The organism is Oceanibaculum sp., assembly GCF_022449305.1.
Lineage (GTDB): Bacteria > Pseudomonadota > Alphaproteobacteria > Oceanibaculales > Oceanibaculaceae > Oceanibaculum > Oceanibaculum indicum.
The window spans coordinates 40,253-55,874 of the sequence record NZ_JAKUSO010000017.1 but is presented as its reverse complement, the minus strand read 5'-3'; the positions used below and the strand labels follow the sequence as shown (position 1 = coordinate 55,874).

16 protein-coding genes are annotated in these 15,622 nt (G+C 64.3%); 15 read left to right on the top strand and 1 reads right to left on the bottom strand.

Annotated elements, in window-relative coordinates; translation table 11 throughout:
* Positions 1–451 precede the first annotated feature (451 nt).
* The 6 genes from kdpF to MK313_RS07670 all read left to right on the top strand — a co-directional run bounded on the left by kdpF (position 452) and on the right by MK313_RS07670 (position 6,072).
* On the top strand, positions 452–541 hold the full coding sequence (gene kdpF / locus MK313_RS07700) for a K(+)-transporting ATPase subunit F (protein ID WP_121219240.1): 90 nt from the start codon (positions 452–454) through the stop codon (positions 539–541).
* Between the two features lie 13 nt (positions 542–554).
* The gene (gene kdpA / locus MK313_RS07695) at positions 555–2,252 is read left to right on the top strand and encodes a potassium-transporting ATPase subunit KdpA (RefSeq protein WP_287780722.1); all 1,698 of its coding nucleotides are present in this window, start codon (positions 555–557) and stop codon (positions 2,250–2,252) included.
* 18 nt (positions 2,253–2,270) lie between these two features.
* On the top strand, positions 2,271–2,462 hold the full coding sequence (locus MK313_RS07690; RefSeq protein WP_121219244.1) for a hypothetical protein: 192 nt from the start codon (positions 2,271–2,273) through the stop codon (positions 2,460–2,462).
* Positions 2,463–2,473: 11 nt separating this feature from the next.
* Positions 2,474–5,056 (top strand): potassium-transporting ATPase subunit KdpB, encoded by a 2,583-nt coding sequence (gene kdpB, locus MK313_RS07685; RefSeq protein ID WP_416054114.1) that lies wholly within the window; start codon positions 2,474–2,476, stop codon positions 5,054–5,056.
* The gene (locus tag MK313_RS07675; RefSeq protein WP_287780721.1) at positions 5,053–5,748 is read left to right on the top strand and encodes a response regulator; all 696 of its coding nucleotides are present in this window, start codon (positions 5,053–5,055) and stop codon (positions 5,746–5,748) included. The genes kdpB and MK313_RS07675 overlap by 4 nt, the downstream gene beginning before the upstream one ends.
* Positions 5,749–5,817: 69 nt before the next feature.
* Positions 5,818–6,072 (top strand): hypothetical protein, encoded by a 255-nt coding sequence (locus MK313_RS07670; protein WP_287780720.1) that lies wholly within the window; start codon positions 5,818–5,820, stop codon positions 6,070–6,072.
* Between the two features lie 56 nt (positions 6,073–6,128).
* Here the strand turns inward: MK313_RS07670 and MK313_RS07665 are convergent, their stop codons facing one another.
* On the bottom strand, positions 6,129–7,040 hold the full coding sequence (locus MK313_RS07665; RefSeq protein ID WP_287780719.1) for a LysR family transcriptional regulator: 912 nt from the start codon (positions 7,038–7,040) through the stop codon (positions 6,129–6,131).
* Between the two features lie 169 nt (positions 7,041–7,209).
* On the opposite strand from MK313_RS07665, the gene MK313_RS07660 reads away from it, so the two are divergent.
* The 9 genes from MK313_RS07660 to MK313_RS07620 all read left to right on the top strand — a co-directional run bounded on the left by MK313_RS07660 (position 7,210) and on the right by MK313_RS07620 (position 15,619).
* Positions 7,210–7,902, top strand: a complete 693-nt coding sequence (locus tag MK313_RS07660; RefSeq protein ID WP_287780718.1) for an urea carboxylase-associated family protein — start codon at positions 7,210–7,212, stop codon at positions 7,900–7,902.
* Between the two features lie 65 nt (positions 7,903–7,967).
* Complete coding sequence (locus MK313_RS07655) at positions 7,968–9,149, top strand: aromatic ring-hydroxylating oxygenase subunit alpha (RefSeq protein ID WP_287780717.1); 1,182 nt, start codon at positions 7,968–7,970, stop codon at positions 9,147–9,149.
* A 9-nt stretch (positions 9,150–9,158) separates the two neighbouring features.
* A complete protein-coding gene (locus MK313_RS07650; RefSeq protein WP_287780716.1) occupies positions 9,159–9,824 on the top strand; it encodes an amino acid ABC transporter permease in 666 nt (221 codons plus the stop codon).
* Between the two features lie 7 nt (positions 9,825–9,831).
* The gene (locus MK313_RS07645; RefSeq protein ID WP_287780715.1) at positions 9,832–10,587 is read left to right on the top strand and encodes an amino acid ABC transporter ATP-binding protein; all 756 of its coding nucleotides are present in this window, start codon (positions 9,832–9,834) and stop codon (positions 10,585–10,587) included.
* A 1-nt stretch (position 10,588) separates the two neighbouring features.
* A complete protein-coding gene (locus MK313_RS07640; RefSeq protein WP_287780714.1) occupies positions 10,589–11,218 on the top strand; it encodes a DUF1989 domain-containing protein in 630 nt (209 codons plus the stop codon).
* On the top strand, positions 11,215–12,366 hold the full coding sequence (locus MK313_RS07635) for an aromatic ring-hydroxylating oxygenase subunit alpha (RefSeq protein ID WP_287780713.1): 1,152 nt from the start codon (positions 11,215–11,217) through the stop codon (positions 12,364–12,366). Before MK313_RS07640 ends, MK313_RS07635 begins: the two co-directional genes overlap by 4 nt.
* Positions 12,366–13,376 (top strand): D-2-hydroxyacid dehydrogenase, encoded by a 1,011-nt coding sequence (locus MK313_RS07630; protein ID WP_121219269.1) that lies wholly within the window; start codon positions 12,366–12,368, stop codon positions 13,374–13,376. Before MK313_RS07635 ends, MK313_RS07630 begins: the two co-directional genes overlap by 1 nt.
* Positions 13,377–13,416: 40 nt before the next feature.
* Positions 13,417–14,277, top strand: a complete 861-nt coding sequence (locus tag MK313_RS07625; RefSeq protein WP_287780712.1) for a substrate-binding periplasmic protein — start codon at positions 13,417–13,419, stop codon at positions 14,275–14,277.
* Positions 14,278–14,359: 82 nt separating this feature from the next.
* Positions 14,360–15,619, top strand: coding sequence for a M20/M25/M40 family metallo-hydrolase (locus MK313_RS07620; protein ID WP_287780711.1), 1,260 nt, complete (start codon positions 14,360–14,362; stop codon positions 15,617–15,619).
* Positions 15,620–15,622: the final 3 nt, after the last annotated feature.

Below are 15,622 nucleotides of genomic sequence, written 5' to 3'. Positions count from 1 at the left end.
ATGAACATCCTCGACATCGTTTCCGGGCCCAAAACCCAAAACAGGCCTCAAGTTATAACAAAAGACGTAACGGGCCCCCGCAACCAACAAAATAGCCTCCCATACGGGAGGCTTTTTTGTTGATCGGTGGGGTCCGTGAATGAACCTGCCGGTTCGGCCGCAGGGGCGGCGTGAAACGCAGCCCCGAAGGCAACGCGCAGGAGCAAAGCGAACAAGCGGTAAATCCTGCCCCCGCAACCAACAAAAACGCCGCTAAGTCAGTGACTTGGCGGCGTCTTCGTTATGTCTGGCGTTCGGAGCGCACCAGGAGCCGTGGAAGCGCCATGGAAGCAGGGACTCCCCAGCCGCCCCTTTACGCCGTTTTTACGCGTCCCGCCGATATCCCGCATCGAAGGTTTACGCGGATTAGCCCGACATTGGCTGCGCTGACATTTCACAGCGGAGTCAAACCATGCTTCTCGAATTTCTTGCCGGGGCGGCGATCCTTGCGGGGTTGCTGGCCTATCTGCTGTACGCGCTGATGCGCCCAGAGCGTTTCTAGGGGAGGCGGAATCATGTCTCCCACTGATCTTCTGCAGATCCTGCTGTTCCTGGCGCTGATCCTGGCCATCGCGCCGTTTCTGGGCGCCTACATGGCGCGCGTGTTCGAGGGCCGGGTCGGCTTTCTGGCGCCGGCCGAGCGCGCGATCTATGCGGCCTGTGGCACGGACCCGGTCGAGGAACAATCCTGGGGCCGCTATCTCGGTGGCGTGCTGCTGTTCAACCTGGCCGGCTTCGCGCTGCTGTTCGCGATTCTGCTGACCCAGCACTGGCTGCCCTGGAACCCGGCCGGCATGGCCGGGTTGGACTGGGATCTCGCCTTCAATACGGCGATCAGCTTCGTGACCAACACCAACTGGCAGGCCTATGGCGGCGAATCGACGCTCAGCTATTTCAGCCAGATGGCCGGGCTGGCGGTGCAGAACTTCGTCAGCGCCGCCACCGGCATCGCCGTCGCGGTGGCAATCACCCGCGGTATTGCCCGCCGGCAGGCCCGGACGCTGGGCAATTTCACCGTCGATCTGACGCGCGGCGTGCTCTACATCCTGCTGCCACTGTCGATCCTGGTGGCGCTGGCGCTGGTCTGGCAGGGCGTGCCGCAGAATCTGGCCTCCTATGTCGATGCCGCCACCCTGGAAGGCGCGCAGCAGACCCTGGCGCAGGGTCCGGCCGCTTCGCAGATCGCGATCAAGCAGTTGGGCACCAATGGCGGCGGCTTCTTCAGCGTAAATTCCGCCCACCCCTACGAGAATCCGACGCCGATCTCCAACCTGATCCAGATGGTGGCGATCCTGGCGATCCCCGCCGGTCTCGCGCTGACCTACGGCCATATGGTCGGTGACAAGCGGCAGGGTTGGGCGATCTTCGCCGCTATGGGCGTGCTGTTCCTGGCCGGCCTTGCCGTTACCTACTGGGCCGAGATGCAGGGCAATCCGCTGCTGGCATCGCTGCCGGTGGATCAGGCGGCCGGCAATATGGAGGGCAAGGAAACGCGCTTCGGCGTCGTCAACTCCGTGCTCTGGGCGGTCTCCACCACGGCGGCCTCGAACGGCTCGGTCAACGCCATGCATGACAGCTTCACGCCGCTGGGCGGGCTGGTGCTGCTGCTGAACATCCAGCTGGGCGAGATCATCTATGGCGGCGTCGGCGCCGGCCTCTACGGCATGCTGCTGTTTGTCGTGCTGGCGGTGTTCATCGCCGGGCTGATGGTCGGCCGCACGCCAGAATATCTCGGCAAGAAGATCGAGGCGCGTGAGGTGAAGCTGGCGGTGCTCGGCATGCTCTCGATGCCGGTGGGCATCCTGGGCTTCGGCGCGCTGGCCGCCGTGCTGCCGGTGGCGCTGGCCTCGGTGCAGGATGCCGGGCCGCATGGCCTGAGCGAAATCCTCTACGCCTACTCCTCGGCCACCGGCAATAACGGGTCCGCCTTCGCCGGCTTCGGCGCCGACACGCCCTACCAGAACGTGATGCTTGGCCTCGCCATGATCCTGGGGCGCTACGCTTTCATCGCGGCGATGCTGGCGGTTGCCGGCAGCCTGGCGGCGAAGAAGGCCGTTCCCGCGTCCACAGGCACCTTTCCGACCCATGGCCCGCTGTTCGTCGGCCTGCTGGTCGGGACGATCCTCATCGTCGGCGGCCTGACCTTCTTTCCGGCGCTCGCCCTCGGCCCGGTGGCCGAGCACCTGGCGATGCTCGCCGGCACCAAATTCTGATTTGAAGGAGATAGGAAGATGTCCGTCATTGGCCATCATTATCCGACCGTGTCCCTCGCCCGCCCGAATATCCGTCCGTACCTCGGTCCGGTGCTTCGCCTCACTGGCTTCGCCCTGGGCATGACGGCGGTCCTGCTTGCCCTGATGGCGATCCGGGTACTGTCCGTTGCGGACACCATGCCAGCGGTCGCCAAGGCGATCTTCGGCTGAGGAGAGACATCATGATCGCAAACAAGGAAGCGCCGCTGCTCGACGGGAGTCTGGTCCGCGCCGCCGCCATGGCCGCGCTGACGAAGCTGGACCCGCGTACGCTGATCCGTAATCCGGTGATGTTCGTCACCGCCGTTGTGGCCGCGCTGTCAACCCTACTGCTGGGTATCGATATCGCCGCTGGCGGATCCGCGAATACCGGCCTGTTCGCCCTGCTATCCTTCTGGCTGTGGCTGACCGTGCTGTTCGCCAACTTCGCCGAGGCGGTGGCCGAAGGCCGGGGCAAGGCACGCGCTGACACGCTGCGCGCCACCCAACGCGAGACTATTGCAAAGCGGGTGAAAAGTTCCGGCGACCGGGAGTATCAGGAGGTTTCCAGCCGCAGCCTCGCCCAAGGCGATCTGCTGCTGGTCGAGACAGGCGACATTGTACCGGCCGATGGCGAGGTGGTGGATGGCATCGCTTCCGTGGACGAAAGCGCCATCACCGGCGAGAGCGCGCCGGTGATCCGCGAGAGCGGCGGCGACCGGTCCGCCGTCACCGGCGGCACCCGGGTAGTCTCCGACTGGGTCGTCATGCGCGTGACGCAGAAGCCGGGCGAAAGCTTCCTCGACCGCATGATCGGCCTGGTCGAGGGCGCGCAGCGGCAGAAGACGCCGAACGAGATCGCGCTCACCATCCTGCTGGTCGGCATGTCGCTGATCTTCCTGATCGTGGTCGGTAGCCTGGAATTCTTCGCTCATTACTCGGGCGCGCTGATCCCGGTCTCTTTCCTGGTGGCGCTGCTGGTGACCCTTATCCCGACGACCATCGGCGGGCTGCTGTCGGCCATCGGCATTGCCGGCATGGACCGGCTGGTGAAGGCGAATGTGATTGCCAAGTCGGGCCGGGCGGTCGAGGCGGCGGGCGATGTCGATGTGCTGCTGCTGGACAAGACCGGCACCATCACCTTCGGCAACCGCATGGCCGATGGCTTCCTGCCGGCGGCCGGCACCTCGGAGCGCAGTCTGGCGGAAATGGCCATGCTTGCCTCGCTGGCCGACGAGACGGCGGAGGGCCGCTCCATTGTCGAGCTGGCGCGCCGGCAGTATGGGCTGGACCTCGCCGCCGAAGCGGATGCGGTCTTCGTCCCCTTTACCGCGCAAACCCGGATGAGCGGCGTCGATCTGCCGGACGGGCGCCGCATCCGAAAGGGCGCCGCCGATGCGGTGCTGGCGGATGCCTTCGGCGATGGCGGCTCCCAAAAGGCACCGCGCGAGCTGCTGAACGCGGTTGACCGGGTCGCCCGCTCCGGCGGTACGCCGCTGCTGGTGTCAGTCGACCGTAAGCCCGTCGGTGTCATCCATCTGAAGGATGTGGTGAAGCCCGGCATCCGGGAGCGTTTTGCCGAACTGCGCGAGATGGGCATCCGCACCGTCATGGTCACCGGCGACAATCCGTTGACGGCGGCTGCCATCGCCGCGGAGGCCGGGGTTGACGACTTCCTGGCGGAAGCCACGCCGGAGAAGAAGCTGGAGCTGATCCGCAACGAACAGGCCGAGGGCCGGCTGGTCGCGATGTGCGGCGACGGTTCCAACGACGCGCCGGCACTGGCCCAGGCGGATATCGGCGTGGCGATGAATGACGGCACGCCGGCGGCGAAGGAGGCCGGTAACCTGATCGATCTCGACAGCGACCCGACCAAGCTGATCGAGGTCGTCATGGTCGGCAAGCAGATGCTGATCAGCCGGGGCGCGCTGACTACCTTCTCCATCGCCAACGATGTGGCGAAATATTTCGCCATCATCCCGGCGCTGTCCGCCGTCGTCGATCAGGCGGCGCTGGCTGTGGAACGCACCAACCTTGCCCGCGACATCGAGGAAAAGCGCCTGCTGACGGAGACGGAAAGCCTGCGCGCCGCCCTGCTGTCCTCCATCTCGCACGATCTGCGCACGCCGCTGGTGTCGATCATCGGCTCGGCGAGCAGCCTGCAGGCCTATGGCGAGCGCATCCCCCCGGCGCAGCGCGGCGAATTGCTGGAAACCATCCAGGACGAGGCAGAGCGGCTGAACCGTTTCGTGCAGAACCTGCTCGACATGACGCGGCTGGGCTATGGTGCCCTGATGCCGAAGCGCGACTGGGTGGACCTGCGCGACGTTATCGGTCGCGCGCGGGAACGGCTGAAAAAGCCGCTGGCTGCTTTTCAGCTGTCGGTTGACTTCGCGGAGGAGCTGCCGCTGCTTCATGTCGATGCCGTGCTGATGGAACAGGTGATGGTCAATCTCTTGGACAATGCCGCGAAATACGCGCCGCCGGGGACGCCGATTTCGGTTACCGCGCTGCCGAAGGATGGGGCGGTGGAGGTGCGCGTCTGCGACCGCGGGCCCGGCATTCCGCCGGCCGACCGCGAGGCGGTGTTCGACATGTTCTACCGGGTTCGCAGCGGCGACCGGGAGAAGGCGGGCACCGGCCTGGGCCTCGCCATCTGCCGGGGTATTGTTGAGGCGCATGGCGGTTCCATCCGGGTGGAGGACGGTGCAGATGGCGTGGGGGCGGCGATCGCCGTGACGCTTCCGGTATCGCCGATGCAGGCCGAGGCGGGAGAGGCGGCATGAGCGGCATTGCCCGTATCCTCGTCATCGATGACGAGCCGCAGATCCGGAAGTTCCTGCGCATTAGCCTGGAGGCCAATGGGTTCGAGGTCATTGAGGCGGAAACCGGCAAGCAAGGTATCGACCTGTGTGCCACCCGGACGCCCGACCTGGTGGTGCTCGACCTCGGCCTGCCGGACATCGACGGGCAGGAAGTGGTGGGCCGCATCCGCGACTGGTCGCCGGTGCCGATCATCGTATTGTCGGTCCGCGCGGCGGAGGCGGAGAAAGTGGCGGCGCTGGACAGCGGCGCCAACGACTACATCACCAAGCCCTTCGGCATCGCCGAGTTCATGGCTCGGCTGCGGGCCGCCCTGCGCAGCCGCCCGGCCGAGGACGGTGCTGTTCAGGCGGTACACCGGATTGGTGACCTTGAAGTCGATCTGGCGGCCCATCAGGTCACGCGCGCGGGACAAGTGGTGAAGCTCAGCCGCAAGGAGTTCGAGCTGTTGCGCCTGCTGGTCATCCATGCCGGCAGGGTGCTGACGCATGACCACCTGCTGCGGGATGTCTGGGGACCGGCGCATCTCAGCGATACGCAATATCTGCGCGTCTATATCGGCCATCTCCGCCAGAAGCTGGGCGACGATGCCACCGATCCCAGGTTGATTGTGAACGAGATCGGCGTCGGCTACCGGCTGGTGACGGGCGAGTAAATGGAGGGCCCTGCACGGCTGTTTTCAGGCATACCTAGATCGAAGACCGTACGCTATCCAGGCGTGAACATGGAAGACGCGCTCGCCTTCTCGGGGGACAGAAATCTGACGGCGATGGCGGCTCTTCATCCGACCTTAGGGGCCGCCATCGGCCGGTTATCGAAACGACCGCTTATCGGGGTCAGATATTTGAAGCAGACAGGCCGCTTCCAGCCGGGACCGGACAGGATCGAACAGACCGCCAGTGACATCTCCACCCTCGAAGACGATGCCGCGACGCGCCGCGCGAATTACGAGGATTCACCGGCTGGTATGCCGGGCTGATGCTGGAGCTGTTCGGTTAGCGGCTGGCCGGGTGTTGTCAGGATACCCGCCGCAGCTTATCCCTCATGCAGCCGGCGGTTCAGGATGGCGACCAGCTCCTGCATGAACTTGTCGCGCAGCGGCTGCTTCTGCCGGCTGCTCCTGGTTATAATGAAGAATGCGGTGTGCAGCGCCAGGTCGCTGCCGGACAGGTTGCGCATCTCGCCGACCTGCAGCCAGCGCCGGGCGTAATGATCGGGCAGGAAGCCGATGAAGCTCCCACTCAGGATCAGGTGCGCGGCGGCTTCCATGCTGGACACACGGGAGCCGACGAGGGCGTTCTTGATGACACCCAGCTCCTCGTCGCCGCCATAGCTGCGCACCACCAGTGGATGCTGGCGCAGCATAGACAGCTTTGGCTCGTCGTCGGGGTGCAGGAACAGCGGATGCCGGCGGCCGCAATAGAGCGAGTGTTTCTCGACATAGAACTGCCGGTATTGCAGCCCCTCACGGTGATAGATGATCGGCCCCAGCGCCAGGTGGAGATTGTTGTTCGCCACCTCCGTCTCCAGATGCTCCGGAATGTCCACCACCACCTCGATCTCCGCCTCCGGCATCTTCTTCAGGAAGGCCGAAATAGCCTCTGATATCGGGAAGTCGTAGTTGGAGACGGTATTGTCCACCAGCCCGATGCGCAGCTTGCCGGTGACCCGGCGGCGCAGTTCGCTGAGGCTTTCCTCGAAACTGTCCAGCTCCGCCAGGATCAGCCGGGCCTGGCGATAGACGACGGCGCCGCGGTCGGTCAGCTGGAAACCGCGCCGGCCGCGCTGGCACAGGGTGAAGCCCAGCCGCTCCTCCAGTTTCTTCAGGTGCAGGCTCAGCGCCGACTGGGTGAGGCCGAGCGAGATTTCGGCACCGGCAAAGCCGCCATGCTCAACGATGGCCTGAAAGACATGGAGCGCGCGGATGTCGGTGTTGGCGAGACGCATGGCTGCCCGACAGCTTGTTTGAGGAAAACTTATGTAAGGTTTGAAAGAAAGATATTTTCTTTAAGCGCATCCTGATGCGTCAATCTTGTCAACAAAGAAAACAGGATTTCAGGGAAGTCGTAGCCGGCAGCGTCATTCAACCCTTAATAATTGTGGGGTTTGCGCTGTAATGTGCAAGACAGAAGAAGTACAACTACTGAACAGTGAGTGGCTGGGTACTAACGCCACCCTGAATAATCCGATATCCAGTGACGGAACGCCAGTATTGGGGCGGCGTTATACGGTGCCGGCACGCGAAGGGCGTGCTGTGAGGGTCGCCAGGGGGCAGACCATCCGCATCGTCAACACGCATGGCACGCAGGTCTGCGATACCTGGGCCTTCAGCCAGGCCAACCTGCAGGAATTCATGTCCTGGGAGCATGGTCGGGTAATGATCAGCCGGGTCAATCCGGTTGCCGGCGATCCGCTCGGCTCAAACCGCCGCCGGCCGATCCTGCAGTTCCTGGAAGATACATCGCCCGGCATCCACGACACGATCTATGCGGCGTGCGACCTCTACCGCTACCGCATCCTGGACGTGGCCGGCTATCACGATAATTGCTCGGACAATCTGCGCATGGCGATGGCGGCCATTGGGCTGACCGTGCCAGAAGTGCCGCAGCCGCTGAATCTCTGGATGAACATCCCGATCACGGAAGGCGGTAAGACCGAATTTCTGCCGACCGTCTCCAAGGCTGGCGACCATGTGCTGCTGCGTGCCGAAATGGACGTGATCGTCGTCATGTCGGCCTGTCCGCAGGACATCATCCAGATCAATCACGGCACCCCCGCCGACATTCACTTCATCGTCGAACCAGCCTGATCCCCAGCCTGATCCGGGCGGGCGGAAAGCCCCCGTGCGGCGCGTCAAAGCGAGGAGTCAAACGGATGATCGAAGCGGCCACCCTGTCCAACTCTGCCATCGGCCTGTCCGAACCGGCCGACATGTTCTCCCCGGATCATTACAAGGCGATGCGCCGCCCGCTGGATCAGGCAGAGACGCTGCCGGCCTGGTGCTACACCAGCGAACGCTTCTACAAGCGCGAGGTGGAGCGCATCTTCCTGAAGGTCTGGAATTTCCTCGGCCGCGCCGACCGCATCCCCAATCCGGGCGATTATTTCACGCTGACCTTCGCTGGCATCCCGCTCATCATTGCGCGTGGCGATGACGGCAAAGTGCGGGCCTTCGCCAACAGCTGCCGGCACCGCGGTTCCATCGTGGCGCTGGGCGAGGGCAATTGCCGGGCCTTCAAGTGCCCCTACCATTCCTGGGCCTTCGCACTGGACGGCACGCTGCTGGGCGCACCTTCGATGGAGAAGACCGCCAATTTCGACCCCGCCGATTACGGGCTGATCGAGGTGCGGCTGGAAAGCTGGGGCGGCTTCATCTTTGTGAATTTCGACAAGGACGCTCCCGATCTGATGAGCTTCCTGGGCGATCTGCCGGAGCGGCTGGCCTCCTATAATTACGAGGAGATGGTCTGTGTCCGGCGCGTCGAGTACGAGCTGAACTGCAACTGGAAGATCTATGTCGAGAATGCCATGGAGGCGTACCACGTCCCCTATGTGCATAAATCGACCCTGCAGCGCCAGAAGGGGCCGACCGCCCAGCCCATCGAGACCAGGGGTGAGTGGGTGGGGCTGTTCAAGGAACATACCGGCAGCCGCGCGCTGCTGGCCGGTGAGACCGGCTTCCCGCAGATCCCCAGCCTGACCGGCCCGGCCGCCGCTGGCACGCATTACCCGCTGATCTATCCAAGCACCATGTTCGGCGCGACCATCGACTGCATGTGGTGGCTGGAAATCCACCCCATCGCCGCCGACCGCATGCGGCTGATCGTCGGTTCCGCCTTCCCGAAGGATGTTGTGGCGCGGCCGGATTTCGAGGAGATCGTCACCCGCTACTACCGGCGCTGGGACGTCTCCATCCCCGAGGATAACGAGATTTCCGAACTGCAGCAGCGCGGACTCAGCTCGCCGCTCTACCGCGAGGGTCGCTTCTCCCATCTCGAACCCCTGGTGCACGCCATCGACAATTGGGTGCTGGACCAGGTGCTTGACCCGGCCTGAGGACGCATCATGGATTATGTCTGGCATTTCGGCGTCGTCTGGGACTACCGGCTGGTCTTCGTGCGCGGGGCGGGGATCACCGCGCTGCTTACCCTCTATTCGACGCTGATCGGCGTCTCGCTCGGCCTGCTGTTCGGCCTGTTCCGGTCCAGCAACATCGTGATCCTGCGCTGGCCGGCGGCGGTCTATATCGAATTCTTCCGGGCAACGCCGGTGCTGGTCCAGCTGGTGTGGATCTACTATTCCCTGCCGATCCTGACCGGCCTGCAGATGAGCGGCATCGCCTCGGTGTCGGTCGGCCTTGGCTTGCATGCGGCGGCCTATTTCGCGGAAATCTTCCGCGCCGGCATCGCCTCCATCGACAAGGGCCAGTGGGACGCCGCGCGCTCCATCGGCATGGGCTATGGCCAGGCGATGTGGCGGATCATCCTGCCGCAGGCGGTGCGCCGCATGGTGCCGCCCTTCATCAACGAGTTCGCCACGCTGATCAAGCTGACCACGCTGGGCTCCGTGCTGGCCGTGTACGAGCTGCTGCACGAGGCCAATAACCTGATCAACAACACCTACCGCCCGCTGGAGATCTACAACGTGCTGGCGCTCGCCTTCGCCGTGCTGATCTACCCGATCATCCTGCTGTCGCAGCGGCTGGAGCGGTACTGGAAGACCAATTCTTGAGGGCGCGATGATCGAGGTCAGGAACCTGCACAAATATTACGGCCCGCTGCATGTACTGCGCGGCATCGACGTGGACATCGCCAAGGGCGAGGTGTTCTCCGTCATCGGCCCGTCCGGGTCGGGCAAGAGCACCTTCCTGCGCTGCCTGAATTTCCTGGAGGAATATCAGGAAGGTGATGTGCGCTTCGACGGCAAGCTGGTGGGCTACCGCGAGACGGCGGGCAAGCGGCTGCGGGCCGGGGCCGGCTCGATCGCGGCGATGCGTACCCGGATGGGCATGGTGTTCCAGAGCTTCAACCTGTTCCCGCACAAGACCGTGCTGGAGAACGTCATGGAAGGCCCGGTCATCGTGCAGAAGAAGCCGCGCGGGGAGGTGCGGGCGATGGCGCTCGACCTGCTCGCCCAGGTCGGCCTCTCGGAAAAGGCGGAGCAGTATCCGAGCAAGCTGTCCGGCGGCCAGCAGCAGCGCGTCGGCATCGCGCGGGCGCTTGCCATGCAGCCGGAGGTGATGCTGTTCGACGAGCCGACCAGCGCCCTTGACCCGGAACTGGTGGGCGAGGTGCTGGACGTGATGAAGAACCTCGCCACCGCCGGCATGACGATGGTGATCGTCACCCATGAGATGTCCTTCGCCCGCGAGGTCTCCGACCGGGTGATGATGATGGATGAGGGCGTGGTGGTCGAGATTGACCGGCCGGAAGTGATCTTCGGCAGCCCGCGCCAGGCGCGCACCGCCGACTTTCTGCGCCGGGTAGTGCACTGAGATGGATGAGGTCGTGCATCTCGACGAGGTGGTCGCGCCGAAGACCGGCTGGTCCTGCCGGATGGCCGCCGGGCAGCATCTGAAGATCGTCGATCTGCGCGGCGCCCAGGCGGTGGATTTCCTCGCCTATGCCGCGGACCGGCCGGAGGAGCGCTACAACGCCGCCGACACGATGAAGATCGCCGGATCGATCTTCCTGACGACAGGTAGCCGGCTCTATTCCGATATGGGGCGTGTGCTGCTGACCATCGTCGAGGACACGGTGGGATTCCACGACACCATCGGCGGCTGCTGCAGCCGGGAGAGCAATCTCGCGCGCTATGGCAAGCCGGGGGAGGCGAACTGCCGGGACAATTTCCTGGACCAGCTTGCGCGCCACGGCCTCGGCAAGCGCGACATCGTGGCGAACATCAATTTCTTCATGGCCGTGCCGGTGCTGCCGGACGGCGCCATGGCGATCAGCGACAGCCGCTCCCGGCCGGGCGACTACATCGTGCTGCGCGCCGAGACCGATGTGCTGGTCGTGCTGTCCAACTGCCCGCAGATGTTCAATCCGGCGGCCGGCTACGACCCGACGCCGATCCGCTGCGTGGTCTATTCAAATTCCGACGAGAAGGAGACGGTCCGATGATCCTGAACAAGGAACCGCAGGACCTGTTCGACCCCGCCCTCTACGCCAATGTGCGCAAGCCGCTGGCCGAGGCCGAAACGCTGCCGCCCTGGTGCTACACCAGTGACCGGTTCTACCAGCGCGAGGTGGAACGCATCTTCCTGAAGGTCTGGAACTTCATCGGCCGCGCCGACCGCATCCCCAATCCGGGCGATTATTTCACGCTGGAGTTCGTCGGCATCCCGCTCATCATCGTGCGCGGCGACGACGGCAAGGTGCGCGCCTTCGCCAACAGTTGTCGGCATCGCGGCGCGCTGATCGCGATGGGCGAGGGGCGGTGCCGCGCCTTCAAGTGCCCCTACCATTCCTGGGCCTTCGGGCTGGACGGGCGGCTGCTGAGCGCGCCGTCGATGGAAAAGACCGCCAATTTCGACCCCGCCGAATACGGGCTGATCGAGGTGCGGCTCGAAAGCTGGGGCGGCTTCATCTTCGTGAATTTCGATCCGGACGCGCCGGACCTCGCGACCTATCTGGGCGACTTCATCGACAGGGTCGCCCCCTACAATTTCGAGGATATGGTCTGCGTCCGGCGCACCGAATACACCATCGATTGCAACTGGAAGATCTATGTCGAGAACGCTAAAGAGGCGTACCACATCGGCACGGTCCACCGGAACACGATCAACCGCTACGCCTCGGCCAAGTCGGCGGGCTACCGGGTGCAGGACACGGCGGGCAATTACTGCTCCACCTTCTCCATGCATGAAGGCTCGATGGCGCTACTGAAGGGCGACAAGGGCTTTCCCATCATCTCCACCCTGATGGGCGACCTGCGCGGCGGCACCACGGCGCCGCTGATCTATCCCAGCACCTACCTCGCCTGCACCATCGACTGCGCCTGGTATCTGGAGATCCACCCGCTGGGGCCGCGGCGGATGAAGCTGATCCATGGCGCGCTGTTCCCGAAGAACAATCTGGCGCGCAAGGATTTCGAGGACTCGGTCCGCAACTACTACCGCCGCTGGGACATCACCACCGAGGAGGACAACGTCGCCTGCGAGTTGCAGCAGCGCGGGCTGGAAAGCCCCTTCGCGCTGCCCGGGCGGTTCTCCTACCGCGAGCCGCTGGTGCTCGACATCGACAATTGGGTGCTGGACCAGGTGCTGTGATGCCAAAAGCCGTGAAAGAGGGCCGAAGGGTCCGGCTGTACGTCGAATCGCTGACGCGCCAGCCGGAGGTGTTCCACATCACGCCGGAACGCTATGCCCGTGTCGCCGCGCGCCTGCCGGAGATCGCGGCGAGGATCGACCCGGTGCTGAGCTTCGATGGCGCGAAATTCGCGGAGAATGTCGAGACCGCCGAGGTCATGGTCGGCTGGGAGTTCGACCGCATGGCGGTGCGCGGCCGGGCAGACAATCTGGCGCTGGTTCATATCACCGGGGCGGGGCTCGACCATCTGCGCCCCTTCGACTGGCTGCCGCCCGGCGCGAAACTGACCAACAACAGCGGGGTGCATGGCGAGAAGGCCGGCGAGTTTGCCTTCATGTCGGTGCTCATGCTGAACAACCGCATGCCGCAGCTCATCAATTCGCAGGCTGCCCGGAAATGGGACCGGGCCTTCGCCTCGGTCAGCGCCGGTAAGGTCCTGCTGGTGGTCGGCGTCGGCCATATGGGGGCGGAGGTGGCGCGCTATGCCCACCGCAACGGGCTGACCGTGCTGGGCATCAGGCGCAGCGGCAAGGCCAGCCGCTATGTTCACAAGATGGGCACGCCTGACCGGCTGGCGGAATTCCTGCCGCTGGCTGATTTCGTGGTCGTCACCGCCCCCGCCGTCGAGGAGACGAAGCACCTGATCGGTGCGGCGGAGCTGGCGCTGATGAAGGACACGGCCGGGCTGGTGAACATGGCCCGCGCCCATCTGGTCGATTACGCGGCGCTCAGCCAGGTGCTGGAATCCGGCCGGCTGTCGGGCGCCATCCTCGATGTGTTCTCGCCTGAGCCGCTGCCGGCGGACAGCCCGCTCTGGGGTGTGCCCAGGATGATCCTGACCCCGCATTGCTCATCTGACGATGCGGAGTTGTACGCGGAAAAGACGCTTGAACTCGTCTTCCGCAACATCGACCGCCTGCTGGGCGGGCGGAAACTAAAAAACGTGGTCGATCTGACCAGGGGGTACTGACCATCGGCGGAATCCAATGCTCAAACGCACGGAGGCACCAATGTTTCGGACAACATTTCGCAGATTAGCCCTGGCGACAGGAATAGTCGCCATCGCCCTGGCCGGCACGGCGGCCCTGACGGACGCCAAGGCGCAGATGATGGACCGCATCCTGAAGGACAAGAAGGTCAAGGTCGGCTATATCCCGTCGCCGCCCGGCACGATCAAGGACCCCGCCAGCGGCGAGATCAAGGGGTTCTATGTCGAGGGTGTACGCTACATGTTCGACCAGATCGGCGTCGAGATCGAATTCGTCGAGACCACCTGGGCGAACTTTGCCGCCGGCCTGCAGTCCGGCCAGTTCGACTTCTCGATGGCCGGCACCTTCGCCACCATCAAGCGCGCCGCGGCGGTCGAGTTCACCAACCCGATCCATTATCTCGGCTACAGCGCCGTGGTGAAGAAGGGCGACGAGCGCTTCAAGTCGCTGGCCGACTTCAACCAGGAAGGCATCAAGATTGCTGTCGTGCAGGGCGGCGCAGGCCAGGAATATGTGCGCGAGAACTTCCCCAAGGCGGAAATGGTCCAGCTTGCCACCGGCAATCTGACCGCGCCCTTCATCGAGGTGGCCTCCGGCCGCGCCGATGTCGGCATTGAGGATGCCTGGCAGGCCCGCCGCTTCGCCTCCGCGCAGCCGGGCGTGACTGACCTGTTCGGCGACCAGCCCTATAATGTGCTGCCCATCGCCTGGGCGGTGAAGCGCGGCAATGACGACATGCTGCGGTTCCTGAACACGGCCATCGACTTCATGCTGCTGACCGGCCGCTGGGAGAAGATGGCGGAGCCGTATGGCGGCACCGGCCGCTATGTCGACAAGGTGGTGATGGTGCCGTTCGGCCCGGCCACCGAAGTGAAGAAATAATTCCAGCCCCTGACTGCCGGCGCCGTCTCCGGGCGGCGCCGGACTTTCTCGTCATATCCGCTCTATCGGAAAGGTATTTCCCATGTCCGCATCCACCGGCGACGACAAGCAGCAGCTCATCGACTGGATCGAGGCCGACCGCGACAAGCTGGTCGCCTTTCTGTGCGAATTCATCCGCCGCCGCAGCCCGAATCCGCCCGGCGACACGTTGGAGGCCGCCGCTCATGTGATGGAAGCGCTGACCGGGAACGGGCTGGACTACAGGGTGATCGACCCGAACAAGGTGATGCCGAACATTGTCGCCAGCTTCGAAGGCGGATCGCCCGGCCGGCATCTGGCGCTGAACGGCCATATCGATGTGTTTCCGGTGGAAAGCGATGCCGGCTGGACTGCCGAGCCCTGGGGGGCCGAAATCCGCGATGGCAAAATCTACGGGCGGGGCGCGGCCGACATGAAGTGCGGCACCACCGCCTCCCTCTTCACCTACATCTATCTCAACCGGCTGCGCGAGAAGCTGAAAGGCAGGCTGACCCTTGTCGCAGTCTCGGACGAGGAGACTTTCGGTCCGTGGGGTGCCCGCTATCTCGCCGATCACCATCCCGAAGTGTTTGGCGATTGCTGCCTGAATGGCGAGCCGAGCGGCAGGGGCTCCCTGCGTTTTGGCGAGAAGGGGCCGCTCTGGCTGGAATTCACGGTGAAGACCGCCGGTGCACACGGCGCCTATACCCATGCCAGCCCCAGTGCCACCAAGATTGCCGTCGGTATCATTACCCAGTTGGAAGATCTCAGCGACATGGAGCCGGCGGACCTCGGCAATCTGGAGGCGCTGATCCGCGATGCTTCATCGGTTATCGATCACGAGTTAGGCGACGGGGCGGCGCGCATCGTGCGCCGCGTCACCGTCAATCCCGGCACCATCAGCGGCGGTGTGAAGGTGAACATGGTCGCCGCCGACTGCACCTTCCAGGTCGATATCCGGGTGCCTAACGGGCTGACTGATGAGGACATTCACAAGGAAGTGGCGCGCATCCTGGAGGCCTATCCGCAGGTGACCTACAAGACGCTGGTCTATAACCCGCCGGCCTGGACCGACCCGGACACCGAGATGGCCCGCATCGTGCGCGCCAACGCCATGCTGGTGTCAGGCGTCGATCCGGTGCCGGTCATCAGCCTGGGCGGCACCGATGCGCGGCTGTGGCGCTACAAGGAAGTGCCGGCCATCGTCTATGGGCCGGCCCCACGCGGCATGGGCAGCGTCGATGAGCATGTGCCGATCGAGGAGTTCATCCACGTCGTGAAGTGCCACGCCCTGTCCGCCTACGACTACCTGACAGCTGAATAGAGT